Genomic DNA, 19,781 nt, shown 5'->3' with positions numbered 1-19,781 from the left:
GTTCGGGCCGGTCCGCGACGAGCACCTGGCGCGCATCGGTGACATCGTGGTGACCTGCACCGGCGACAACGCGATCCTGGCGACCGCGCACGAGCCGCCGCAGGCGGCGCAATTGGTCGGCTTCCACGGCGGGTTGGCCCCCGAGGAGACCGCGATACCTCTGATCGCCTTCTCTCGTTGACTCTGCGCCCACCAGGCTGTCCACTCGCACTTCTGTCTGGTACACGCAGAGTCAGCGGGGGCGCGGTTACTCGGCTTCGCCGTACTCGTCGAACCAGTGGGCCAGCTTGCCGCGCCGGCTGACCGCCCGCAGCCGGCGTTCGGCCGACAGGCGGGTCTTGGTGGTGGTGACGATCAGCAGTTCATCGCCGACAGTGATACGCGTGTCGGGTTGGGGCACGAAGGTGTCGCCCTTGCGGATGATCAAGGTGATGACGCTCGGATCGGGCAGCCGCAACTCGAGCACCGAGACGTTGTGCAACTTCGAGCCGGGCTGCACCGTCATCGTCAACAGCTCCGCCTCCAGGACGTCCAGCGGCGCGGCCTCCACCTGGATCTCCCGGGTGCTGTCGCGCGAGATCAGGTGCAGCCAGTGCGCCACCAGGCCCAGGCTGGGGCCCTGCACCACCGTGTAGACGACGACCAGGATGAAGACGATGTTGAGCAGGCGAAAACTGTCCGGGACGCCCTCGACGATCGGGAACGTGGCGAGCACGATCGGCACCGCGCCGCGCAGGCCGGCCCAGGACAAAAAGATCTGCTCACGCCACGGCACCCGGAACCAGATCAGCGATGCCACCACCGACAACGGCCGGCTCAACAGCAGCAGCACCGCCCCGACGATCAGCGCCGGCACCAACTCCCCGGACAACTGGCTGGGGCTGACCAACAGCCCGAGCAATACGAACAGCCCGATCTGCGCCAGCCAGCCCAGGCCCTCGGCGAACGAGCGGATGGCCGCCCGATGCGGCAGGCCGGAGTTCGCCAGCACCACGCCGGACAGGTATGCCGCGATGAAACCGCTGGCATGCGCCGAGGAGGCCGCGGCGAACGCCACCATCGCCAGCCCGAACGTCGCCAAGGGGTACAGACCGGACGCCGGCAGCGCGGCACGGCGCAGCATTATCGCGCCGAGCAGCCCGGCGATCAGGCCGATAGCCGAGCCGGCCACCAGTTCATAGAACACGCTGCCGACGGCGTGGACCGGGTCGATCACCAGGGGGGTGGTGCTCAGCATCAGGACCACGATCGCCGCCGGCGCGTCGTTGAAACCGGACTCGGCTTCCAACAGCCCGGCCACCCGCCGTGGCAGCGGCAGCACGCGCAGGATGGAGAACACCGCGGCGGCGTCGGTGGGCGACACGATCGCGCCGAGCAGGAAGGACAACTGCCAACTGAGACCCAGGAGCAGGTGCGCGGCCACCGCGATCACCGCCATGCTGACCGCGACACCGACGGTGGCCAGCACGGCCGCCGGCGCCAACAACCGGCGGATGTTGGCGAAGCGGGTCGTCAGACCGCCTTCGACCAGGATCACCGCCAGGGCGGTGGTGCCCAGATCGCTGGCCAGCTGCACATCGGAGAAATCCAGACCCAGGCCGTCGTTGCCGATCGCCACCCCGACCAACAGGAACAGCAACAGGCTGGGCAATCCGACCCGGTCAGCAGCGCGGGTGGCGACGATGCTGGCCAGCAGAACCAAGCCCCCGATCAGCAGAGCGATGTAGAGCTGTTCCAGGCTCATCTGCTCCCCGTTCGGGCTGTTGGTGGCGGTCGGACCCGCCGGTGTGATTCCCTCAAGGCCGGCGGGTTCGTGTTAGGTGTCAGTAAATCAGTACTGCTGTCACAACCGTGTTACGCCCGTAACGGCCGGGCCAGCCCGGGGACGAGGGGAGTCAGCATGCGCATCGGGATCGCGGGCGCCGGCGCGGTCGGGCGATCGGTCGCCAGAGAGTTGATCGGTGACGGCCACCGGGTGTTGCTGATCGAGCGCAACCCCGACCACTACCGGCCCAGCACCGTCCCGGAGGCCGAGTGGCTGCTGGCCGACGCCTGCGAGCTGAGCTCGCTGCAGGAATGTGGCATCGAGATGTGCGATGTGGTGATCGCCGCCACCGGAGACGACAAGGCCAACCTGGCCACGGCGCTGCTGGCCAAGGCGGAGTTCGGGGTGGCGCGGGTGGTGGCTCGGGTCAACAACGCCCGCAACGAGTCACTGTTCACCGAGGAGTGGGGTATCGACGTCGCGGTCTCCACCCCGCGAGCGATGGTCGCCGCGGTGGAGGGCGCCATCGACATCGGTCATCTGGTGCCGCTGATGGCCTTGCAGCGCGGTCAGGCCAGCCTGACGAAACTGACGCTGCCCGACGACAACCCGCTGATCGGCCGGCGGGTCTGCGACATCGAGCTGCCCGAGGGCGCGGCCCTGGTCGTGGTGCAGCGCGGCGACCGGGTGATCCTGCCGCGCGCGACCGATGAGCTGCAGGCCGGAGACGAGATGCTCTTCGCCGCGGCAACCGGGACCGACGACGAGGTGCGTGCGGTGGTGCACGGTGTGCCCGCCGGCCGAAGGTCGTATTGACGCCATGCCGCTGCGGCCGGCCCCCCTGAGCGCGACGCCCACCGGGCACGACGACGCCGGGAGGCTTGCGGGCGATGCCGGGGTCATGGCCACGGTGGTGGCGGCCGCGCGGGCCGCGGCGGTGTCGCGGGGCCTGATCAACGACCCTTTCGCGGCCCCGCTGGTGCACAAGGTCGGCCTGCAGTTCTGCATTCGGATGGCCGACGGCGACCTGGACATCAGCGGGCTGGGCAACGACGGCGGGTTTCCCCGGCTCGCGGAGTTCTCCGCGGCGCGGACCCACTACTTCGACGCGTTCTTCACCGACGCGGCCCGCAGCGGCATCCGCCAGGCGGTGATCCTGGGGGCCGGGCTGGACACCCGTGCCTACCGGCTGTGGTGGCCGCCGGAGACCACCGTCTACGAGGTCGATCATCCGCATGTCGTGGACTTCAAGACCGCGACCATGCGCACCTGGGGCGTCACCCCCAGCGTCGCCCGTCGGGCCGTGGGGGTGGACCTGCGCGGTGACTGGCCGCAGGCGCTGCGGCGGGTGGGCTTCGACGTCGCCGCGCCCACGGTGTGGGTCCTTGAGGGACTGCTGGTCTGGCAGCTGGCCTCGGATGCGCAGAACCGATTGCTCGACGGCGTGACCGAACTCAGTGCCGCGGGCAGCAGGCTCGCGGCCGATCACGCGGTGCCTCCGAGCCGGCCCCAGGCGGTGCACCAGCAGTCCCTCGTCGAGCGGTGGCGACGACGCGGCCTGAGCGTCACCGGGCCGGGGCCCATCTACTCCGGAGAGCACACCGACGTGGTGCGTCACCTCACCGAAAGAGGCTGGACTACCAGCGATTCCGGTATAGCGGAGGTGTTCGCTGCGGCGCGGTTGCCCCGGCTTTCCGAGCGTGAGCTCGATGGCGCACTCGCGGCCATCCGCTACCTTGCGGCCAGCCGGAACTGACTGGCCGGCGTCATCCCGCCATGAATTCCGCGTAAGCCGAAGCCAATTCGGGCGGCAGTGCCGTGGTGTTGCATTGACGCTGGGTCTCCCCGATCGGTGCCAGAATCCCCCGCAGTTCGAAGTACTCCTGGGGGTGAGCGGTGAAGTAGTTGCGGATGTCGGCGGCGGCCTGCGGCCGAGGCAATCCGACGGCGTGGTTCACCACGGCGCCGGCTCCGGGGTGGGTGGCCAAATACTGCTGGGCTGAACCGGTGACCGCGTTCACCGTGTTGGACACCCCAGCCGGACTGCAGTCCGGCGCCGCCACAGCCGTTGGGGCGCCGACCACGGCGGCAACGGTAGCGCCGCAGAGTCCGGCTCCCACAGAGAATCGACGAATCCTGTTGAGGCCATGTGCTTTCGGCATGAAGGCTTCCTTCCGGGTTGTATGTGCGATTCCCGTCCGAAGCCCAACGTACGCACGGTCCACCGCGGCGCCGCGCGTCCTGACGCGCCCCGATCCCAGGTGACCGCAGGCGATTGCGGCAGATGTCGGCGATATCGTGCGCAAGTACCCGCAAGTGCGGAGACCGACGCTGAGGCTCGCTCTTAATGTCCCTGGTCGGCGCTTATCCGATTGTGACCTTAAAGTTTGCCCGCCCGAGCGATCGCGGCCTCGGCGGCCTCCTGGATGGGCCCGTGCCAGACATCGCCGTGGCCGGGCGCCAGGATCTCGGTCTCCAGCAGCGCCAGCGCACTGAGGCTGCGAACACTGTCCTGCTGGCTGTAGCTGAACAGCGCGGGCAACAGCTGCGGTCCGGAGTGGGCCAGGACCGGGTGACCGGTGATCAGCGCGTCCCCGCTGGCCAGCACGCCGTCGACCAGATACGAGCAATGCCCTCGGGTGTGCCCGGGGGTGGGGATGGCGATCGGCTTTCCCGGCAATCCGGCGGCGACCTCACCGGTCAGCGGTTGCGCCGACGGGATCCCCTCGCGGCTCAGGCCGCCGCTGCGCACCACGTGCGCGGTCCACAGCGCCCAGCTCGGCCGCCACAGGCGCGCACCCAGCGCCAACGGCGAGACCTGCTCGAGGTACTCGCGTTTGGCGTGGCCGACCTCCTCGGCGTGACAGTAGACCGGGGTGCCGTACGTCTTCGCGAGCCAGATCGCCGCGCCGAAATGGTCGACGTGCGCGTGGGTGAGCAACACCGCACGCACATCGCCGGGCGCAAAGCCCAGCGCACCCAGCGACGCCAGCACATCGGTGCGATCTCCGGGGTAGCCGGCGTCGATCAGCATGACGCCGGTGTCGTCGGAGACCAGCAGCCAGTTGACCGCTTCGCCGCGGGCCACATGCACGTGCTCGGTCACGGGAATGACTTCGACGAGCTTCTCACCCATGCCCGTGAGTCTAGAAAGGGGGCGGGAGAGTAGAAAAGGTGGAATGGCGCAACTGAAACTCGGGTACAAGGCATCGGCGGAGCAGTTCGGACCTCGCGAACTGGTGGAACTGGGCGTAGCCGCCGAAGCGCACGGCATGGACAGTGCCACCGTCAGCGACCATTTCCAGCCCTGGCGCCATGAGGGCGGGCACGCGCCCTTCTCGTTGGCGTGGATGACCGCGGTCGGCGAGCGCACGCACAAGATCCAGTTGGGCACCTCGGTGCTGACCCCGACGTTCCGGTACAACCCCGCCGTCGTCGCGCAGGCGTTCGCGACCATGAGCTGCCTGTATCCGCAGCGCATCTTTCTCGGCGTCGGAACCGGCGAGGCGTTGAACGAGATCGCCACCGGCTTCACCGGCGAGTGGCCCGAGTTCAAGGAGCGGTTCGGGCGGCTGCGCGAGTCGGTGCGGCTGATGCGCGAACTGTGGCGCGGCGACCGGGTGGATTTCGACGGCGACTACTACAAGCTCAAGGGCGCCTCGATCTACGACGTGCCCGAGGGCGGGGTGCCGGTCTACATCGCGGCCGGTGGGCCGGCGGTGGCCAAGTATGCGGGGCGCGCCGGTGACGGCTTCATCTGCACCTCGGGCAAGGGCGCGGAGCTCTACACCGACAAGCTGATGCCGGCCGTGCTGGAAGGCGCGGCGGCTGCCGAGCGCGACGCCGACGCGATCGACAAGATGATCGAGATCAAGATCTCCTACGACCCGGACCCCGAGCTGGCGTTGAACAACACCCGCTTCTGGGCGCCGTTGTCGCTGAGTGCCGAACAGAAGCACTCCATCGACGACCCGATCGAGATGGAGAAGGCCGCCGACGCGCTGCCGATCGAGCAGATCGCCAAGCGCTGGATCGTGGCCTCAGACCCCGACGATGCCGTGGAACAGGTCGGCCAGTATGTGAAGTGGGGACTCAATCACCTGGTCTTCCACGCGCCTGGCCACGACCAACGGCGCTTCCTGGAACTGTTCGCCACCGATCTCGAGCCGCGGCTGCGCCGGCTGGCCTGAGGCCACGCACTCAGGCGTAGCCGCACCCGGGATCGGCCGCGTCCTCGAACAGCGGGGCGCCGATCGGCAACAGGTAGACCGCCTGCATCACCACCGGGGTGGAGCCCAGGTTGCGGCCGATGTGTGCGTGCGCCGGCCCGCCGGGCTCGGTGATGGGGTCGCCGGGACCGTAGATGCCGTCGAGGCTGCAGTCGGCGCGGTTGTGGGTCAACGTGCCCTGCCGGACCACCCCGAACACGGTGCCGTCGTGCCAGTGCCAGCCGGTGCTGCCGCCGGGTTCGATGGTGATCTCGCGCAGCAGGTAGTCGCGGCCGTCGACCGTGGTGTGCGACAGGGTCACCCCGTTGGTCTGGTCGCTGGGCGTCGCGGTGGCGCTCGGCGGCGCGGCGCAGGACACGGCGGCCGCGACGAGCGCCGATAGCGCGGAAACTTCCCGAAGCCAGCTGCTCATGGCCAGTTATCGTGTCACACCGGCGGGCGAGCTAGAACGTGCTCATGGGCCGCACCGCGTTCGCGGTGTCGACCAGCCGATAGCGATGTTCCTGGGTGGGCGCCAGCCGGGCCAGGGCACGCAGCGCCATCTCCACCCCGAGCCGCAGCCCGTGCTCGGTGAACGGGAATCCGAGGATGTGGTTGGTGCTGGCCTCGTGGTCGGTCAGCCAGTCCATGGCCGCGCCCAGGACCAGCGCTCGGATCTGCAGGACGCGCGGTTCGGTGTCCGGCAATGCCTCGACCCGGCGTGCGGCATCGCGGATCTGTGCCTCGGTGATCTCGCTGGACGACCGTCCCGACAGCAGCGTCACCGCACTGGTCAACCGCGCCGTGGTGAAATGCCTTGAGGTGGCCGGAACTTCGTCAAGGGTGCGAACCGCCGCGGTCCGGTCGCCCTCCACAGACAGGGCGCGTGCCAAACCGAAGGCGGCGGAGATGACGCTGTCGTCGGTGCGCCACACCGCCTCATAGAAGCCGCGCTCGTCTTCGGTGCCGGCCAGCTCGGCGGTGGCGGCCAGGGCCATTTTGGGTGCCAGCTCGCCGGGGAACATGTCGAGCACCTCGGTGAAATCCTTGCGGGCTGCCTCGTAGTCCCCGGTGAGCAGCTCGGCCACTCCGCGGAACCACACCAGCCGCCATTGCCACCCCACCTGCTCGGCCAGTTCGTCGAGCTTGCTGGTGGCTTTGGTGACGTTGCCCAGATCGAGCAGGGCGCGCACCTCCATCAGCGGCAGTCCGACGGACGCCGACAAGTCGATACCCTCGGAGTCCAGCGAACTGTTCCGCACGGCGCGCAGCGACTCCAGCGTCTGCACCGGCTCGCTGAGCTCCATCGACGACAACAGCGGGGCCGCGACGTCTCCGGGGTCGATCAGCGGCACCTGCAACGCGGTGACGATCTCGCGTGCGGTCAGGTTCTGGGAGTGCACGTGCCCGTCGAGGTAGACGTCGGTGTGCGCCACCAGCAGATGCACGCCGAAGGTGGACCGCGAACGGGTGAACACGGTGGAAAGCCCCGGACGGGGTGTGCCGGTGTCGCGGGCGACCACCTCGCGCAGCACGCCCATCAGCTGCGCGGACATCTCCTCTGCGGAGGTGAACCGCCGGCGCGGGTCGGGATCGATGGCCCGGCGCAGCAGCCGCCGGTAGGAGTCGTACTTCTTCAGGACGGGGTCGTCGTCGGGCAGACCGTCGACATAGCGGCCGTCGCGGGTGCGCAGCTTGAGGGTGAGCGCGGCCAGGGTCCGGCCCACGGTGTAGATGTCGGTGGCCACGGTGGGGCCGGTGCGGACGATGTCGGGCGCCTGGAATCCCGGGGTGCCGTAGAGGTACCCGAACGAGTTGATGCGGGCCACCGCGCCGAGGTCGATCAGCTTCAGCTGCTCGGCGGTCAACACGATGTTCTCCGGCTTGAGGTCGTTGTAGGTCAAGCCCAGCGAGTGCAGATACCCCAGGGCGGGAAGGATTTCTAGCATGTAAGCGATGGCCTGCGCGACCGGCAGCCGGGTATCGCGGCGCTGCTTGAGCGACTGGCCGCCGACGTATTCCATCACGATGTAGCCGACGGGATCGCCGTGGGAATCCGGGTGCTGGACGAAGTTGAAGATCTTGACGATCGAGGGGTGGGTGACCTCGGCGAGGAACTGCCGCTCGGCCATGGCGATGGCCTGGGCTTCGGCGTCGCCGGAATGCACCAGGCCCTTGAGCACCACCGGGCGCTCGTTGACGTTGTGGTCGACCGCCAGATACACCCACCCCAGACCACCATGGGCCACGCAGCCCTTGATCTCGTATTGCCCGGCCACCATGTCGCCCGGTTTCAGCTGCGGCAAAAAGGAGTACGGACTTCCGCAGTGCGGGCACCAGCCTTCCGCGGCGCCCTTGGCCGCACCGGCGGACCGGCCCACCGGCCGGCCGCAGTTCCAGCAGAAGCGCTTGGACTCGGCGACCTCGGGATCGACCATGAGCGCCGCCAGCGGATCGATCTCGGGAACCCGGGGGATCTCCACCAGGCCACCGCCCAACCGGCGTCGCGGCGCGACGGTGCGCACCACCGTCTGATGCGAATCGCCGGAGCCCGGGGAGTTCGAACCCTCCCGGGGACGGAAGATCGCCTGGGTCGACATCGGCCGGCGCACCGACGACGATTCGGCCAGCACCTCCGCTCGCTGGGTGGCCGGGCCGTCGTCGTCGGCCCCGGCATCGCTGCGGTGCGCGTCGTCGTGGTCGTGGGCGGTCATCAGTCCGAGTACCTCGGGGCAGGGGGCACCGGGGCCGGCCCGAGCACCGTCAACCACTTGCGGTACAGGGTGTTCCAGGTCCCGTCGCGGCGGATTCGCTCCAGCGTGCCGTTGACGAAGCGCACCAGCCCGGTGTTGTCCAGGTTGATCCCGATGCCGTAGGGCTCCTCGTCCATGGACGGCCCCACGATATGCAGGTAGGGGTCCTGCGCCATCAGCCCAGCCAAGATGGAGTCATCGGTGCTGACGGCGTCCACTTGGCGCTGTTGCAGCGCCACCAGGCAGTCGGCCCAGTTCACCACCGAAACGATGATCGGCGCCGGTGCGATGTCGCGGATGCGGCGCAGCGAGGTGGTGCCCTGAGCCACGCAGACCCGCTTGCCCGACAGGTCCGAGGCCTGGCGGATCGCGGAGTCGCGGGGTACCAGCAGACGCTGGTTGGCGACCAGATACACCGTCGAGAAGTTCACCAATTCCCGGCGGCGGCAGGTGATACTCATGGTCTTGACCACGATATCGACCTCGGATTTCTGCAGCGCCGCAATCCGTTCGGCCGACGCCAGGATCCGGTACTCGACCTGCGTCGGTGTGCCGAAGATGTCGCGGGCCACCTCGCCGGCGATGTCGACGTCGAAGCCGGTGATCTCCCCGGTGATCGGATCGCGGAAGCTGAACAGGTTGCTGCCGATGTCCAGGCCGACCACCAGCCGGCCGCGCTGACGGATCTTGGCCACCGCCGCATCGGCTTCGGCCTTGGTGTGGAAGGGCCGCAGACTGGCGGTGGCGTCGCAGTCCTCGGTGCGCGGCTCCGGCGGGTGCGGCGCCTCGGGCGCCAGTTCCTCCATGCCGGCCGGGGTGGGCGGCGGCAACGTGGGCATCGCCGTCGCGGTCACGAACTCGGTGCGCCCGCAGGCGGTGAGGCCGGACACCACCAACGCCGTGCTCAGTGCGGCGAGCAGGAAACGGGGCCGACGGCGGATCATCATCTGTACTCGTTCAGTCGAGGCCACAACCCGAGCGCGACCGCGATCGCGGCGCCCATGCTGAGCACCGCGCCCCCCACCGGGGCCACCGACAGTACCCGACGGGCGTTGAGGACATCGCCACGCAGCTGGTTGCGGCTGTGCTGCAGTGCCTTGTCCAGCGCCGCGTCGAGCTGGTCGAATGCCGGTGTCGAGTCGTCGCCGCTGCCGCCGAGGGCCACCTGGGTGGCGGCCCGGTAGTTGCCGACGCCGATGTAGGCGTTCATCCGGTCGTTGGCCTGGCGCCAGCGCGCCAGCAGCTGCCCGGCGTTGGCCAAATCCGCCTTGTCCACGGCGTCGGCGCGTTCCAGGTAGGAATCCAGCTTCTGCTGCATGGTGTCGATGCGCTGGTAGAACGTCTGCTTGCGGGTCTCCTCGTCACCGCGCCGGATCAGTGACAGCGTCTCGTCGGCGCGCGCCTGCTGCGCGGTGATCGCCAGGTTGGTGATCGCCTTGAGCGATTCGGCGCCGGTGTCTTTGGCATTGCGGCTCCCCGCGGTGGAGATCACCAGCACGGTGCCGACCCAGATGATCATCAGCAGGATCGCCAGACCGCCGGCCACCAGGCCGGGGTTGATCCGGCGGCGGGTGTGCCGGGCCAGCCAGCGGTGGGCGAAAGCGCCGAACAGCACGGTTGTCGCCACCACCAGGATCACCGGGGCCGGCACCCGGGTGGACGCCGTGGTCTGCTGATCCACCGCCGCCGAAGTGGCCTGGTAGAGCCGCTGGGCGTCGGGCAGGATGGTGTGCTGCATCAGCTCGGAGGCTTCCGACAGGTAGGAGGAACCGACCGGATCGCCGGAGCGATTGTTGGTCCGCGCCGTCTCGATCAGCCCGGTGTACACGGCCAGCTGCGCGTTGATCCGGCCGAGCAGCAGCAGCAGCGGTTCGTCGTCGAGGCCCCCGGAGGCCCGGGTCACCGCCACCGCCGCGGCGGTGATGGCCTGTTCATAGCGTTCCCGCACCGCCCGCGGCTCGCCCTGGGCGATGAACGCGGTGGCCGCCGCGGCGTCGGCGACCGACAGGGTGGTGTAGAGCTGTCCGGCGGCGTACGCCAGCGGCTCGGTGTGGTTGAGCACCGTGGTCAGGGTGTTCTGCCGGTTGTTGATGGTGGTGGCGGTGGCGAAGGCGCTGATTCCGCCCAGGGCGGCGAGGATGAGTCCGATGGCCAGAATGCGTCCGGGTGTGGTGGTGAAGAACCACCAGCGGGGGCGGGCCGGTTCGTTGGGCGACCGCGACCCCGCCGGCTCGGTTGACGGGTGCGCCAACTCAACGGTCACGTCTGATCGGACTCCATCTCTGCGGCTGCTCGCGGCACCAACGATAGTAAAAGGATTCTAAGAGCGCAGGCGGTGTCCGCGGGGACTCTCCATGCGGTTGGTGTCGAAAACGTCGCGCGATCTCGCCAGAACCGAGACCTTGCCAGTGCCGATACGCTTCCATGCGTGCGTGGTGACGGCGATGGGTGGGCGTTCTCCGACACCGGCGCCCGGTTTTGGGGCCGGCATGGTGCGGCAGGTCTGCTGCTGAGGGCACCGCGTCCAGACGGTGTGCGCACCGTGTTGCTGCAGCATCGCGCCTGGTGGAGCCATCAGGGCGGGACTTGGGCATTGCCCGGTGGTGCTCGCGACAGTCACGAGACCGCCGAAGAGGCCGCCATCCGCGAGGCGCAGGAAGAAGCCGGCGTGCCCGCGGATCGGATCGTGGTGCGGGCCGCGGTGGTGACCGCGTCGGCCAGCGGTACCAGCTGGACCTACACCACCGTGGTCGCCGACGCCGACGAACTGCTCCCCGTGGTGCCCAACGGCGAGAGCACCGAACTGCGGTGGGTGGACGAACACGAGGTCGCCGGGATGCCGTTGCACCCGGGTTTCGCCGCCAGCTGGGAGTTGTTGCGCGGGTATTGAGCCGGCGGCCACCGCCCGGATTCGCCGAACGTGCACTCAGGGCGAGAAATGCGGAGAAATCTCGGTCTCAGTGCACGTTCGGCGGCGCCGGGATCACCGCGTGTCTGCCAAACCCGCCCGCAGGGCGGCAGCGGCCGCGCGCGGATCCTCGGCGGCGGTGATCGCCCGCACCACCACCACCCGGCTGGCTCCGGCCGCGACCACCTGGCCGAGCCGGTCGAGGTCGATCCCGCCGATGGCGAACCACGGCTTGGGGTCGTGGCGGTCCGCGGCGAAGCGCACCAGCTCCAGTCCGGGTGCGGAGCGGCCCGGCTTGGTCGGGGTGGGCCAGCACGGCCCGGTGCAGTAGTAGTCGACCGCTTCGACCAGCGCCGAGTCGACCTGGTCGCGGTCGTGGGTGGAGCGCCCGATCAGCACGTCGGGTCCGACGATCTCGCGGGCGTCCGCCAAGGGCAGGTCGTCCTGGCCCAGGTGCAGGACGTCGGCACCCGCGGCGCGGGCGATGTCGGCGCGGTCGTTGACCGCCAGCAGAGCCCCGTGCCGGCGTGCGGCGTCGGCCAGGATCTCGCACGCCGCCAGTTCGCCCCGCGCCTCCAGCGGGCCGAACCGCTGCTCGCCCGCCGAACCCTTGTCCCGCAGCTGGATGATGTCCACGCCGCCGGCCAGTGCGGCGTCGGCGAACTCGGCCAGGTCGCCGCGTTCCCGGCGGGCGTCGGTGCACAGGTAGAGCCGGGCCTGGGCAAGCCGATCGAGGCGGGACGGACGGTCGGAGCGTTTATGCACACCGCGACGCTAGCGGCTAGCTTGGTGTGTTGACACGCGAGCAGGTGGAAGGGAGCAGCGCATGCCCGCACCCTTGCTCGGTTCGCTGGCCGTGATCGGCGGCGGCATCATCGGGCTGTCGGTGGCGCGGCAGGCTGCCCGTGCCGGGTGGACGGTGCGGGTGCACTGCACCGGCGAGCCCGGCGGTTCAGCGAGGCTCGACGGCGGAGAGGCGAAGCCGGGAGCGTCGTATCAACCCGGCGGTTCAGCGAGGTTCGACGGCGGAGAGCCGAAGCTGGGAGCGCCGTATCAACCCGGCGCGTCCTGGGTGGCCGGTGGCATGTTGGCCCCGCACAGCGAGGGCTGGCCGGGCGAGGAGCAGCAGCTGCGGCTGGGCCTGCGGTCCCTGGAGCTGTGGCACGACTTCCTCGACGGGCTGCCCGTTGAGCTGGTCACCGCACGCGAGTCGCTGGTGGTGGCCGCCGACCGCGCCGACGTGGCCGAGCTGCGCAGGGTCGCCGATTGGTTGTCCGCGCAGGGCCACCCGGTGTTCTGGGAGTCTGCGGCCCGCGACGTCGAACCGCTGCTGGCCGGCGGCATTCGGCACGGATTCCGCGCCCCCACCGAGTTGGCGGTCGACAACCGCGCGGTGGTGGGCGCGCTGGTCGGCGCCTGTGCGGAACTCGGGGTGAGCTGGGCTCCGCCGGTGCATGACCTGGCCGAGGTCGCCGCCGATGACGCTGTGGTGATCGCCAACGGGATCGACGCTCCGGCGCTGTGGCCCGGTCTGCCGATCCGGCCGGTCAAGGGGGAGGTGTTGCGGCTGCGCTGGCGCAAGGGCTGCCTGCCCCCGCCGCGGCGGGTGATCCGCGCCCGGGTACATGGGCGCGCGGTCTACCTGGTGCCGCGCCCGGACGGCGTGGTGGTGGGTGCCACCCAGTACGAACACGGCCGGGACACCGCGCCCGCGGTCTCCGGGGTCCGCGACCTGCTCGACGACGCGTGCGCGCTGGTCCCGGCGCTGGGGGAGTACGAGCTGGCCGAGTGCGCCGCGGGCCTGCGACCGATGACCCCGGACAACCTGCCGCTGGTGCACCGGCTCGATGCGCGGACGGTGGTGGCTGCCGGACATGGCCGCAACGGGTTCCTGTTGGCACCGTGGACCGCTGAACAGGTTGTGTCCGAATTACTTCCAGTGGGAGTGCGGCAATGATCATCCGCGGCGCCGGCGATGCAGAGCGAAGCGATGAGGAGGAGCGGCGCATGATCGTCAATGTCAATCAGAAGGCGGTGGAAGTGGCCGAGCAGACCACGGTCGCGGCGCTGCTGGCTTCGATGGGGTATCCCGACCGCGGCATCGCGGTGGCGGTCGATGAGGCGGTGCTGCCGAAGTCGCGATGGTCCACCCCGCTGTCCGACGGTGCCCGGCTCGATGTGGTGACGGCGGTGCAAGGTGGTTGACGCCTCGAAACTGACCATCGCCGGCCGGGAGTTCAGCTCTCGGCTCATCATGGGAACCGGTGGAGCGCAAAGTCTTACCGCCCTGGAAGAGGCGCTGGTGGCCTCCGGTACGGAGCTGACCACCGTCGCGATGCGCCGCGTCGACGCCGAAGGCGGAACCGGCATGCTGGATCTGCTGAGCCGGCTGGGAATCACTCCGCTGCCCAACACCGCCGGCTGCCGCAGTGCCGCCGAGGCGGTGCTGACCGCCCAGCTGGCGCGTGAGGCCCTCGGTACCGAATGGGTCAAGCTCGAGGTCATCGGCGACGAGCGCACGCTACTGCCCGACGGCATCGAACTGGTTCGTGCCGCAGAGCAATTGGTCGACGACGGGTTCGTCGTTCTGCCCTACACCAATGACGACCCGGTGCTGGCCCGCCGGCTCGAGGACGCCGGATGCGCGGCCGTGATGCCGCTGGGCTCGCCGATCGGCACCGGCCTGGGCATCGCCAACCCGCACAGCATCGAGATGATCGTCGCGGCGGCCGGGGTGCCCGTGGTGCTCGACGCCGGAATCGGCACGGCCAGTGATGCGGCACTGGCCATGGAGCTCGGCTGCGACGCGGTGTTGCTGGCCACCGCGGTGACCAGGGCGGCCGACCCGCCGGCGATGGCCGCGGCCATGGCGGCCGCCGTCACCGCCGGGTACCTGGCGCGCCGCGCCGGCCGCATCCCCAAGCGGTTCTGGGCACAGGCGTCGAGCCCGGCCCTATGAGGCCGACCGGCCGCGTCCGGGCAGGCCGGCGGGCGTGAACCGTTATGTCGCCCTGGGAAGTTCGATGGCGGCAGGTCCCGGGATCCGTCCCCGCGCCACCGGGGCACCCCGGGCCTCGGGCCGCTCCGCGCGCAACTACCCCCACCTGGTCGCCCGGGCGCTGAACCTCGATCTGGTCGACGTCACGTTCTCCGGCGCCACCACGGCCCATCTGCTCGGCGAGTCCCAACACGGCGCGCCACCGCAGATCGACGCCCTGCACGGTTCGGAATCCTTGGTCACCGTCACCATCGGCGGCAACGACGTCGGCTATGTGCCGCTGCTGATGGCCGCAACGCTGCCCGCGGCATTGCAGCGGCTACCCGCTGTCGCGAACCTGCTCGATCCGCAGCAGCGCGAACGGGCGCTGGGCGAGGTCGAAGCGGCGCTGCGCGCGGTGGGCGCAGCCGTGCGGGACCGGGCGCCGCACGCGCGGGTGATCTTCGTCGACTACCTGACACTGCTGCCACCGGCCGGGGTGCGGGCCGGCCGGCTGCCGGCGGGCGTCGTGGACCTGGCCCGGCACATCGCCGTCACGCTGGAACGCCACACCGCCGCGGCGGCGGCCGCGACCGGCTGTGAGATCGTCCGGGCCGGCCATGCCAGCCGCGAGCACCATCCGTGGTCGGCGCGCCCATGGACGGTGGGCGCCGGACTGCCGCTGCCGTGGCGGCCGTGGCCCTTTCATCCCAACGTCGCCGGGATGGCCGCGGTCGCCGAGTTGGTCACGGTGCACTGCGGCGGCCGGGTCTGAGTCCATACCCCGTGTACACCCACTAACGTGGGCCCGGTGGAGTACAAGTCGAAGTTGATCCCCGCCCTGAGCGTCGTGCTGGTCAGTGCACTGTTCGGCGCCGGCTGCAGCCGCACCACCGAAGGGGTCGAGCGAGCAGCGGATCCCTCGGAGTTCGCCAACAGCCTGCGCGACAAGGTCGCCGTGGACGCGATGATGGCGCACCTGCAGAAGCTGCAGGAGATCGCCGATGCCAACAACGGCACCCGCGCCGTCGGCACCCCCGGCTACGAAGCCAGCGTCGAGTACGTGGCCGGCACCCTGCGGGAGCACGGCTTCGACGTGCAGACTCCCGAGTTCGTCGCCCGAGTGTTCAAATCGGAGCCCGGGTCGGTGCAGCTCGGCGGCAAGACCGTCGAGGCCCGTGCCCTGATGTACAGCCTGGGCACCCCGCCCGAGGGAGTCACCGGCCCGCTGGTGGCCGCCCCGGCTGACGACAGTCCGGGCTGCAGCGCCGAAGACTATGAGGGGCTGGAGGTCAAGAACGCCGTCGTACTGGTAGACCGCGGCACCTGCCCGTTCAAGGAGAAGATGGCCGTGGCCGTCGAACTGGGCGCGGTGGCGATGGTGGTTGCCGACAGCGTCGACGAACCCAAGATGGGCGGCACGCTCGGCGAGCAGACCGAGGTCAAGGTTCCGGTGGTGAGCGTGACGAAGGCTGACGGAGCGATGTTGCGCGCCGGACAGGGCCCCATGACGGTCAAACTCGACGCGCACACCGACAACATCCCGGCCCGCAACGTGATTGCCCAGACCAAGACCGGAGCCACCGACAACGTCGTCATGGCCGGGGCGCACCTGGACAGCGTTCCGGAGGGGCCGGGCATCAACGACAACGGATCCGGTGTCGCCGCAGTTCTGGAAACCGCTCTGCAGCTGGGACATTCGCCGGACGTGCGCAATGCTGTGCGGTTCGGCTTCTGGGGGGCCGAGGAGCTCGGTCTGATCGGATCGCGCAAGTACGTCCAGTCGCTCGACGTCGAACAGCTCAAAGACATCGCGCTGTACCTGAATTTCGACATGCTGGGTTCGCCCAATCCGGGCTACTTCACCTACGACGGCGACCAATCGCTGCCGCTGGACAAGCGGGGTCAGCCGGTGGTGCCCGAAGGTTCGGCCGGTATCGAGCGGACGCTGGCCGCCTACATCAAGTCCGCCGGCAAAGAGCCGCAGGACACTTCGTTCGACGGACGGTCGGACTATGACGGCTTCACCCAGGCCGGCATTCCGTCCGGCGGGCTGTTCTCCGGCGCGGAGGCCAAGAAGTCGGCGCAGGAAGCGGAGCTGTGGGGCGGCACCGCCGACGAGCCCTTCGATCCGAACTATCACCAAAAGGGCGACAACATCGACAACATCGACCGCGACGAACTGGCCCTCAATGGCCGCGGTGTGCCCTACTCGATCGGGCTGTACGCGCAGGATCTCAGTGGCCGCAATGGAGTTCCGGTGCGCGACGACCGCACCCGCCACATTCTGACCCAGCCATGATCCGCCCGGCGGGAGCCCTGCTGGTCGCCGTCGGCGTGCTGGCGGGCTGCTCGCCGGAGCCGGCCCAACCGCTGCTGCCCGACCGGCTCGCCGAACAGGTCACCGTGGCGGCGATGCTCGTGCACCTGAAGCGACTGCAGGAGATCGCCGACGGGCACCAAGGGAACCGGGCCGACGGAACGCCGGGCTTCGACGCCAGCGCCGACTACGTTGCCGATGCACTGCGCGACAGGGGTTTCGAGGTGACCACCCCGGAGCTGACCAGGTTGGACACCACCTCGCCGGGCAGGCCCTCGCTGACTGTCGGCGGCATCGGCTTTCCGGTCGACCAGGCGTCGCTGCTGGTGCGCACGCCGGCCGGCGGGGTCAGCGGCCCGGTGATCCGGCCGGCGCGACCGTCGGGCTGCGCGGCCGCCGACTACCCGCCGGACGTGCCCCGTGGGGCGGTCGCGGTGGTCGGCGATGCCGACTGTTCGGTGGTGGCCAAGCAGGATGCGGCAGCGCAACGGGGAGTTGCGGCCCTGGTGGTGGTGAGCCCGCCGAGTCGCGCCGGAGCGCCCGCCGGACTGTTTCCGCCCGACTACTACGACCAACTCAGGATGCCGGTCGCGGTGGCCGGGCGCGACGCGGACGCTGCGCTGCGCCGCACGACCGGCCGGGTGAAGCTGGTGCTGGACGGCGAAACCGTCAAGACCACCTCGCGGAATGTCCTGGCGCAGACCAAGACCGGCTCCGAGCGTGACGTGGTGATGGTGGGCGCGCACCTCGACGGTGCACGGGGCGGGCCGGGAATCAACAACAACGGTACGGGCGTGGCCGCAGTGTTGGAGACGGCGTTGCAACTGGGGCCGCAACCGGAGGTGGCCAACGCCGTCCGGTTCGCGTTCTGGGGTGCTGCCGAACAAGGGCTCGGCGGTTCCAGCGACTACGTGTTCGGGCTTGATCGCGATCAGCTCAATGACATCGCGCTCTACCTCGACTTCGACATGCTGGCGTCGCCCAACCCCGGCTACTTCACCTACGACGGCGATCAATCGGCGCTGCCGAGCCGCGACATCGCTGCATCCGACGTGCCGCTGGGTTCGGCCGGGATCGAGCGCACGCTGGCCGGCTACCTCAACCTGGCCGGGGTGCGGCCTGCCGATATGCCGCTGACCAGTGACAACGACTACAGCCCGTTCGTCGTCGCCGGGGTGCCGGTCGGGGGCATCACCACCGGGGCGTCTGGGCTCAAGACCGCCGCGCAGGCCCGGCTGTGGGGCGGAACGGCGGGCGCGGCCTTCGACCCGAACTACCGCGGCCCCGGAGACACCGTCGAACACATCGATCAGGGCGTGTTGGAGCTAACCGGCTCCGCAGCGGCGTTCGCAGTGGCACACTATGCGCAGTCCATCGGCGGACCCAACGGGGTCCCGGCCCGCGACAAACGTCAGCGGGCGCCACTGGGGCCGTAGGAACAAGCGGACTCAATGTCGAGTCCGCTGCAGGCCGTTAACCCGGCTGTGTTAAATAATGCTGTGCACACGAACAAAGCTGACCTGAGTTGATCGGGGGGTGGTGACCTCGCTAGGTGCCACGAACGACCCTGTCGCCCGTAACGGCGCCCGAATAAAGCGCCGCCCCAAAGATCGCAAGGCCCAAATCACCCGTGCTGCCGCGGAGACCTTCAGTGCGCAGGGCTACCACGCCACCAGCATGGAGGCGATCGCTTCCAAGGTCGGGATCTCAGCGCCGGCGCTCTACCGGCACTACCCCAGCAAGTACGAGATGTTCGCCGTTGTTGTCGGCTCGCTCGGTCAGCAGCTCGTGGATTCCACCGCGTTCGTCGACGAGGTGTCCGACGGCGAGGTGCACGACGACGCCGCGGCGGTGCTGGACCGCATCATCGACGGGCTCATCTCGTCGTCGATCATCAACCGCGAGGCCAGCGGACTGTTCCGGTGGCAGGCCCGTTACCTGCAGCCCGACGACTACACCAAGCTCATGGCGCAGATGCAGACGGTCGGTGCCCGCCTGAAACGGCCGATCGCCGTTCTGCGCCCGGAACTGAACTCCCTGGAGCAGTGGACGCTGACGGTGGCGCTGGTCAGCGTCACCCGCAGCATCATCGGGCACCGGCTGCAACTGCCGGACGACGAGATCAAGCCGCTGCTCATCGCCGCGTCGCGGTCACTGGTCGCCGCGCAACTGCCGCGTGCCGAGGAAATCGGGGTCAGCCGGCCCTCGGTGTGGCGGATCTTCACCCCGGACGCCGGCCCCTACGAGGCGCTGCTGCACTCGGCGGTGCTGCTGTTCGGCAAGCAGGGATATGCCGAGACCGGCGTGACCGAGATCGCCGATGCCGTCGGCGTGCCGGCATCCGGCGTTTACCGCTACTTCTCCAGCAAGAGCGACATTTTGACCACCGGGCTGCAGCGCGCGGTGGACCGCATTGCCGGTGAGATGTCGGCCATCGCCGGTGTCTTCGCCGAGCCGGACGAGGCGCTGCGCCGGTTGATCGAGGCATACGTGGCCACCGTTTTCGCCAACCCCGAGTTGGCGTCGGTCTATGACACCGAGCGGGTGAACCTGGCGCCCGCGGAGCGTGAACTGCTGCGCGATTCCGAACGTGCGTTCATCGAAACCTGGACCCGCCCGCTCATGGCGATCCGGCCGGAGCTGGATCGCAAGTACGCGAAGTTCCTGGTGCACGCGCTGGCAGCACTCGTGGACGACTTGAGTCGGGTGGCCCGAGGCGGCGAGATCCCCGGTCCCGGATTCCTTGCCGGAGGACCGGGTTATGCGCAGGCCTGCCTGCGCAGGCTGATGGAGTCCATCGTGTTCGACGGGATCAACTGACGCGGATCGGCCTGTCTCTTATACACATCT

The 19,781-nt window shown here is 69.4% G+C and carries 19 protein-coding genes and 1 pseudogene; 12 read left to right on the top strand and 8 right to left on the bottom strand.

The window, feature by feature from the left end:
- Positions 1 to 181, top strand: a pseudogene (locus LI92_RS13655) (alkaline phosphatase family protein); the annotation flags it as partial.
- 66 nt (positions 182 to 247) lie between these two features.
- Here the strand turns inward: LI92_RS13655 and LI92_RS13650 are convergent.
- A complete protein-coding gene (locus LI92_RS13650; protein ID WP_046319703.1) occupies positions 248 to 1,744 on the bottom strand; it encodes a potassium/proton antiporter in 1,497 nt (498 codons plus the stop codon).
- Between the two features lie 156 nt (positions 1,745 to 1,900).
- On the opposite strand from LI92_RS13650, the gene LI92_RS13645 reads away from it, so the two are divergent.
- The gene (locus LI92_RS13645; RefSeq protein WP_046319701.1) at positions 1,901 to 2,581 is read left to right on the top strand and encodes a potassium channel family protein; all 681 of its coding nucleotides are present in this window, start codon (positions 1,901 to 1,903) and stop codon (positions 2,579 to 2,581) included.
- Positions 2,582 to 2,585: 4 nt separating this feature from the next.
- A complete protein-coding gene (locus LI92_RS13640; protein WP_082109709.1) occupies positions 2,586 to 3,521 on the top strand; it encodes an SAM-dependent methyltransferase in 936 nt (311 codons plus the stop codon).
- A 10-nt stretch (positions 3,522 to 3,531) separates the two neighbouring features.
- On the opposite strand, the gene LI92_RS13635 is transcribed toward LI92_RS13640, so the two are convergent.
- Both LI92_RS13635 and LI92_RS13630 read right to left on the bottom strand, forming a co-directional pair.
- Positions 3,532 to 3,927, bottom strand: coding sequence for a heme-binding protein (locus LI92_RS13635; RefSeq protein ID WP_046319699.1), 396 nt, complete (start codon positions 3,925 to 3,927; stop codon positions 3,532 to 3,534).
- Positions 3,928 to 4,145: 218 nt separating this feature from the next.
- On the bottom strand, positions 4,146 to 4,901 hold the full coding sequence (locus tag LI92_RS13630; RefSeq protein WP_046319697.1) for an MBL fold metallo-hydrolase: 756 nt from the start codon (positions 4,899 to 4,901) through the stop codon (positions 4,146 to 4,148).
- A 43-nt stretch (positions 4,902 to 4,944) separates the two neighbouring features.
- Here LI92_RS13630 and fgd point away from each other — a divergent pair, with 43 nt between their 5' ends.
- Positions 4,945 to 5,955, top strand: a complete 1,011-nt coding sequence (fgd, locus tag LI92_RS13625; protein ID WP_046319696.1) for a glucose-6-phosphate dehydrogenase (coenzyme-F420) — start codon at positions 4,945 to 4,947, stop codon at positions 5,953 to 5,955.
- A gap of 10 nt (positions 5,956 to 5,965) precedes the next feature.
- Here fgd and LI92_RS13620 read toward each other — a convergent pair whose 3' ends face one another.
- Genes LI92_RS13620 through glnX form a run of 4 tightly spaced genes read right to left on the bottom strand, consistent with a single transcriptional unit; the run spans position 5,966 to position 10,989 of the window.
- Positions 5,966 to 6,406 carry a cupin domain-containing protein gene (locus LI92_RS13620; RefSeq protein ID WP_046319694.1) on the bottom strand — a complete coding sequence of 147 codons (441 nt, stop codon included), beginning with the start codon at positions 6,404 to 6,406 and terminating at the stop codon, positions 5,966 to 5,968.
- A gap of 31 nt (positions 6,407 to 6,437) precedes the next feature.
- Positions 6,438 to 8,687 carry a serine/threonine-protein kinase PknG gene (locus LI92_RS13615; RefSeq protein ID WP_046319716.1) on the bottom strand — a complete coding sequence of 750 codons (2,250 nt, stop codon included), beginning with the start codon at positions 8,685 to 8,687 and terminating at the stop codon, positions 6,438 to 6,440.
- Positions 8,687 to 9,673 carry a glutamate ABC transporter substrate-binding protein gene (locus LI92_RS13610; protein WP_152665470.1) on the bottom strand — a complete coding sequence of 329 codons (987 nt, stop codon included), beginning with the start codon at positions 9,671 to 9,673 and terminating at the stop codon, positions 8,687 to 8,689. The genes LI92_RS13615 and LI92_RS13610 overlap by 1 nt, the downstream gene beginning before the upstream one ends.
- Positions 9,670 to 10,989: a protein kinase G-activating protein GlnX gene (gene glnX / locus LI92_RS13605; protein ID WP_046319692.1), complete on the bottom strand. Its 1,320-nt coding sequence runs from the start codon at positions 10,987 to 10,989 to the stop codon at positions 9,670 to 9,672. Before glnX ends, LI92_RS13610 begins: the two co-directional genes overlap by 4 nt.
- Positions 10,990 to 11,154: 165 nt before the next feature.
- Between glnX and LI92_RS13600 the strand changes: the two genes are divergently transcribed.
- The gene (locus tag LI92_RS13600; RefSeq protein WP_046319690.1) at positions 11,155 to 11,616 is read left to right on the top strand and encodes an NUDIX hydrolase; all 462 of its coding nucleotides are present in this window, start codon (positions 11,155 to 11,157) and stop codon (positions 11,614 to 11,616) included.
- Between the two features lie 93 nt (positions 11,617 to 11,709).
- Here the strand turns inward: LI92_RS13600 and thiE are convergent, their stop codons facing one another.
- Positions 11,710 to 12,399 (bottom strand): thiamine phosphate synthase, encoded by a 690-nt coding sequence (thiE, locus tag LI92_RS13595; protein WP_046319688.1) that lies wholly within the window; start codon positions 12,397 to 12,399, stop codon positions 11,710 to 11,712.
- Between the two features lie 61 nt (positions 12,400 to 12,460).
- On the opposite strand from thiE, the gene thiO reads away from it, so the two are divergent.
- The 7 genes from thiO (at position 12,461) to LI92_RS13560 (ending at position 19,751) form a co-directional block, all read left to right on the top strand.
- Positions 12,461 to 13,591 carry a glycine oxidase ThiO gene (gene thiO, locus LI92_RS13590; RefSeq protein ID WP_046319686.1) on the top strand — a complete coding sequence of 377 codons (1,131 nt, stop codon included), beginning with the start codon at positions 12,461 to 12,463 and terminating at the stop codon, positions 13,589 to 13,591.
- A gap of 50 nt (positions 13,592 to 13,641) precedes the next feature.
- Complete coding sequence (gene thiS, locus LI92_RS13585) at positions 13,642 to 13,839, top strand: sulfur carrier protein ThiS (protein ID WP_046319713.1); 198 nt, start codon at positions 13,642 to 13,644, stop codon at positions 13,837 to 13,839.
- A complete protein-coding gene (locus LI92_RS13580; protein ID WP_046319684.1) occupies positions 13,832 to 14,593 on the top strand; it encodes a thiazole synthase in 762 nt (253 codons plus the stop codon). Before thiS ends, LI92_RS13580 begins: the two co-directional genes overlap by 8 nt.
- A 34-nt stretch (positions 14,594 to 14,627) precedes the next feature.
- Positions 14,628 to 15,386: an SGNH/GDSL hydrolase family protein gene (locus LI92_RS13575; protein WP_046319682.1), complete on the top strand. Its 759-nt coding sequence runs from the start codon at positions 14,628 to 14,630 to the stop codon at positions 15,384 to 15,386.
- Positions 15,387 to 15,476: 90 nt separating this feature from the next.
- Positions 15,477 to 16,913 (top strand): M28 family metallopeptidase, encoded by a 1,437-nt coding sequence (locus tag LI92_RS13570; protein WP_502691450.1) that lies wholly within the window; start codon positions 15,477 to 15,479, stop codon positions 16,911 to 16,913.
- Positions 16,910 to 18,367, top strand: a complete 1,458-nt coding sequence (locus LI92_RS13565) for a M28 family peptidase (protein WP_046319681.1) — start codon at positions 16,910 to 16,912, stop codon at positions 18,365 to 18,367. The genes LI92_RS13570 and LI92_RS13565 overlap by 4 nt, the downstream gene beginning before the upstream one ends.
- Positions 18,368 to 18,467: 100 nt before the next feature.
- Complete coding sequence (locus LI92_RS13560) at positions 18,468 to 19,751, top strand: TetR/AcrR family transcriptional regulator (protein ID WP_353585452.1); 1,284 nt, start codon at positions 18,468 to 18,470, stop codon at positions 19,749 to 19,751.
- The last annotated feature ends 30 nt before the right edge of the window (positions 19,752 to 19,781 follow it).

The organism is Mycobacterium sp. UM_Kg1 (genome assembly GCF_000972925.1).
Classification (GTDB): Bacteria; Actinomycetota; Actinomycetes; order Mycobacteriales; family Mycobacteriaceae; genus Mycobacterium; species Mycobacterium hiberniae.
Note: the sequence above shows the minus strand (reverse complement) of the source record. Positions and strands in the feature narration are given on the sequence as shown.

Coding starts and splice junctions, on each gene's coding strand:
- LI92_RS13635 (WP_046319699.1), bottom strand. CDS start 3,927: ATGCCGAAAGCACATGGCCTCAACAGGATTCGTCGATTCTCTGTGGGA.
- thiO (WP_046319686.1), top strand. CDS start 12,461: ATGCCCGCACCCTTGCTCGGTTCGCTGGCCGTGATCGGCGGCGGCATC.
- LI92_RS13610 (WP_152665470.1), bottom strand. CDS start 9,673: ATGATGATCCGCCGTCGGCCCCGTTTCCTGCTCGCCGCACTGAGCACG.
- LI92_RS13645 (WP_046319701.1), top strand. CDS start 1,901: ATGCGCATCGGGATCGCGGGCGCCGGCGCGGTCGGGCGATCGGTCGCC.
- LI92_RS13615 (WP_046319716.1), bottom strand. CDS start 8,687: ATGACCGCCCACGACCACGACGACGCGCACCGCAGCGATGCCGGGGCC.
- LI92_RS13565 (WP_046319681.1), top strand. CDS start 16,910: ATGATCCGCCCGGCGGGAGCCCTGCTGGTCGCCGTCGGCGTGCTGGCG.
- LI92_RS13620 (WP_046319694.1), bottom strand. CDS start 6,406: ATGAGCAGCTGGCTTCGGGAAGTTTCCGCGCTATCGGCGCTCGTCGCG.
- thiS (WP_046319713.1), top strand. CDS start 13,642: ATGATCGTCAATGTCAATCAGAAGGCGGTGGAAGTGGCCGAGCAGACC.
- LI92_RS13650 (WP_046319703.1), bottom strand. CDS start 1,744: ATGAGCCTGGAACAGCTCTACATCGCTCTGCTGATCGGGGGCTTGGTT.
- fgd (WP_046319696.1), top strand. CDS start 4,945: ATGGCGCAACTGAAACTCGGGTACAAGGCATCGGCGGAGCAGTTCGGA.
- LI92_RS13640 (WP_082109709.1), top strand. CDS start 2,586: ATGCCGCTGCGGCCGGCCCCCCTGAGCGCGACGCCCACCGGGCACGAC.
- LI92_RS13630 (WP_046319697.1), bottom strand. CDS start 4,901: ATGGGTGAGAAGCTCGTCGAAGTCATTCCCGTGACCGAGCACGTGCAT.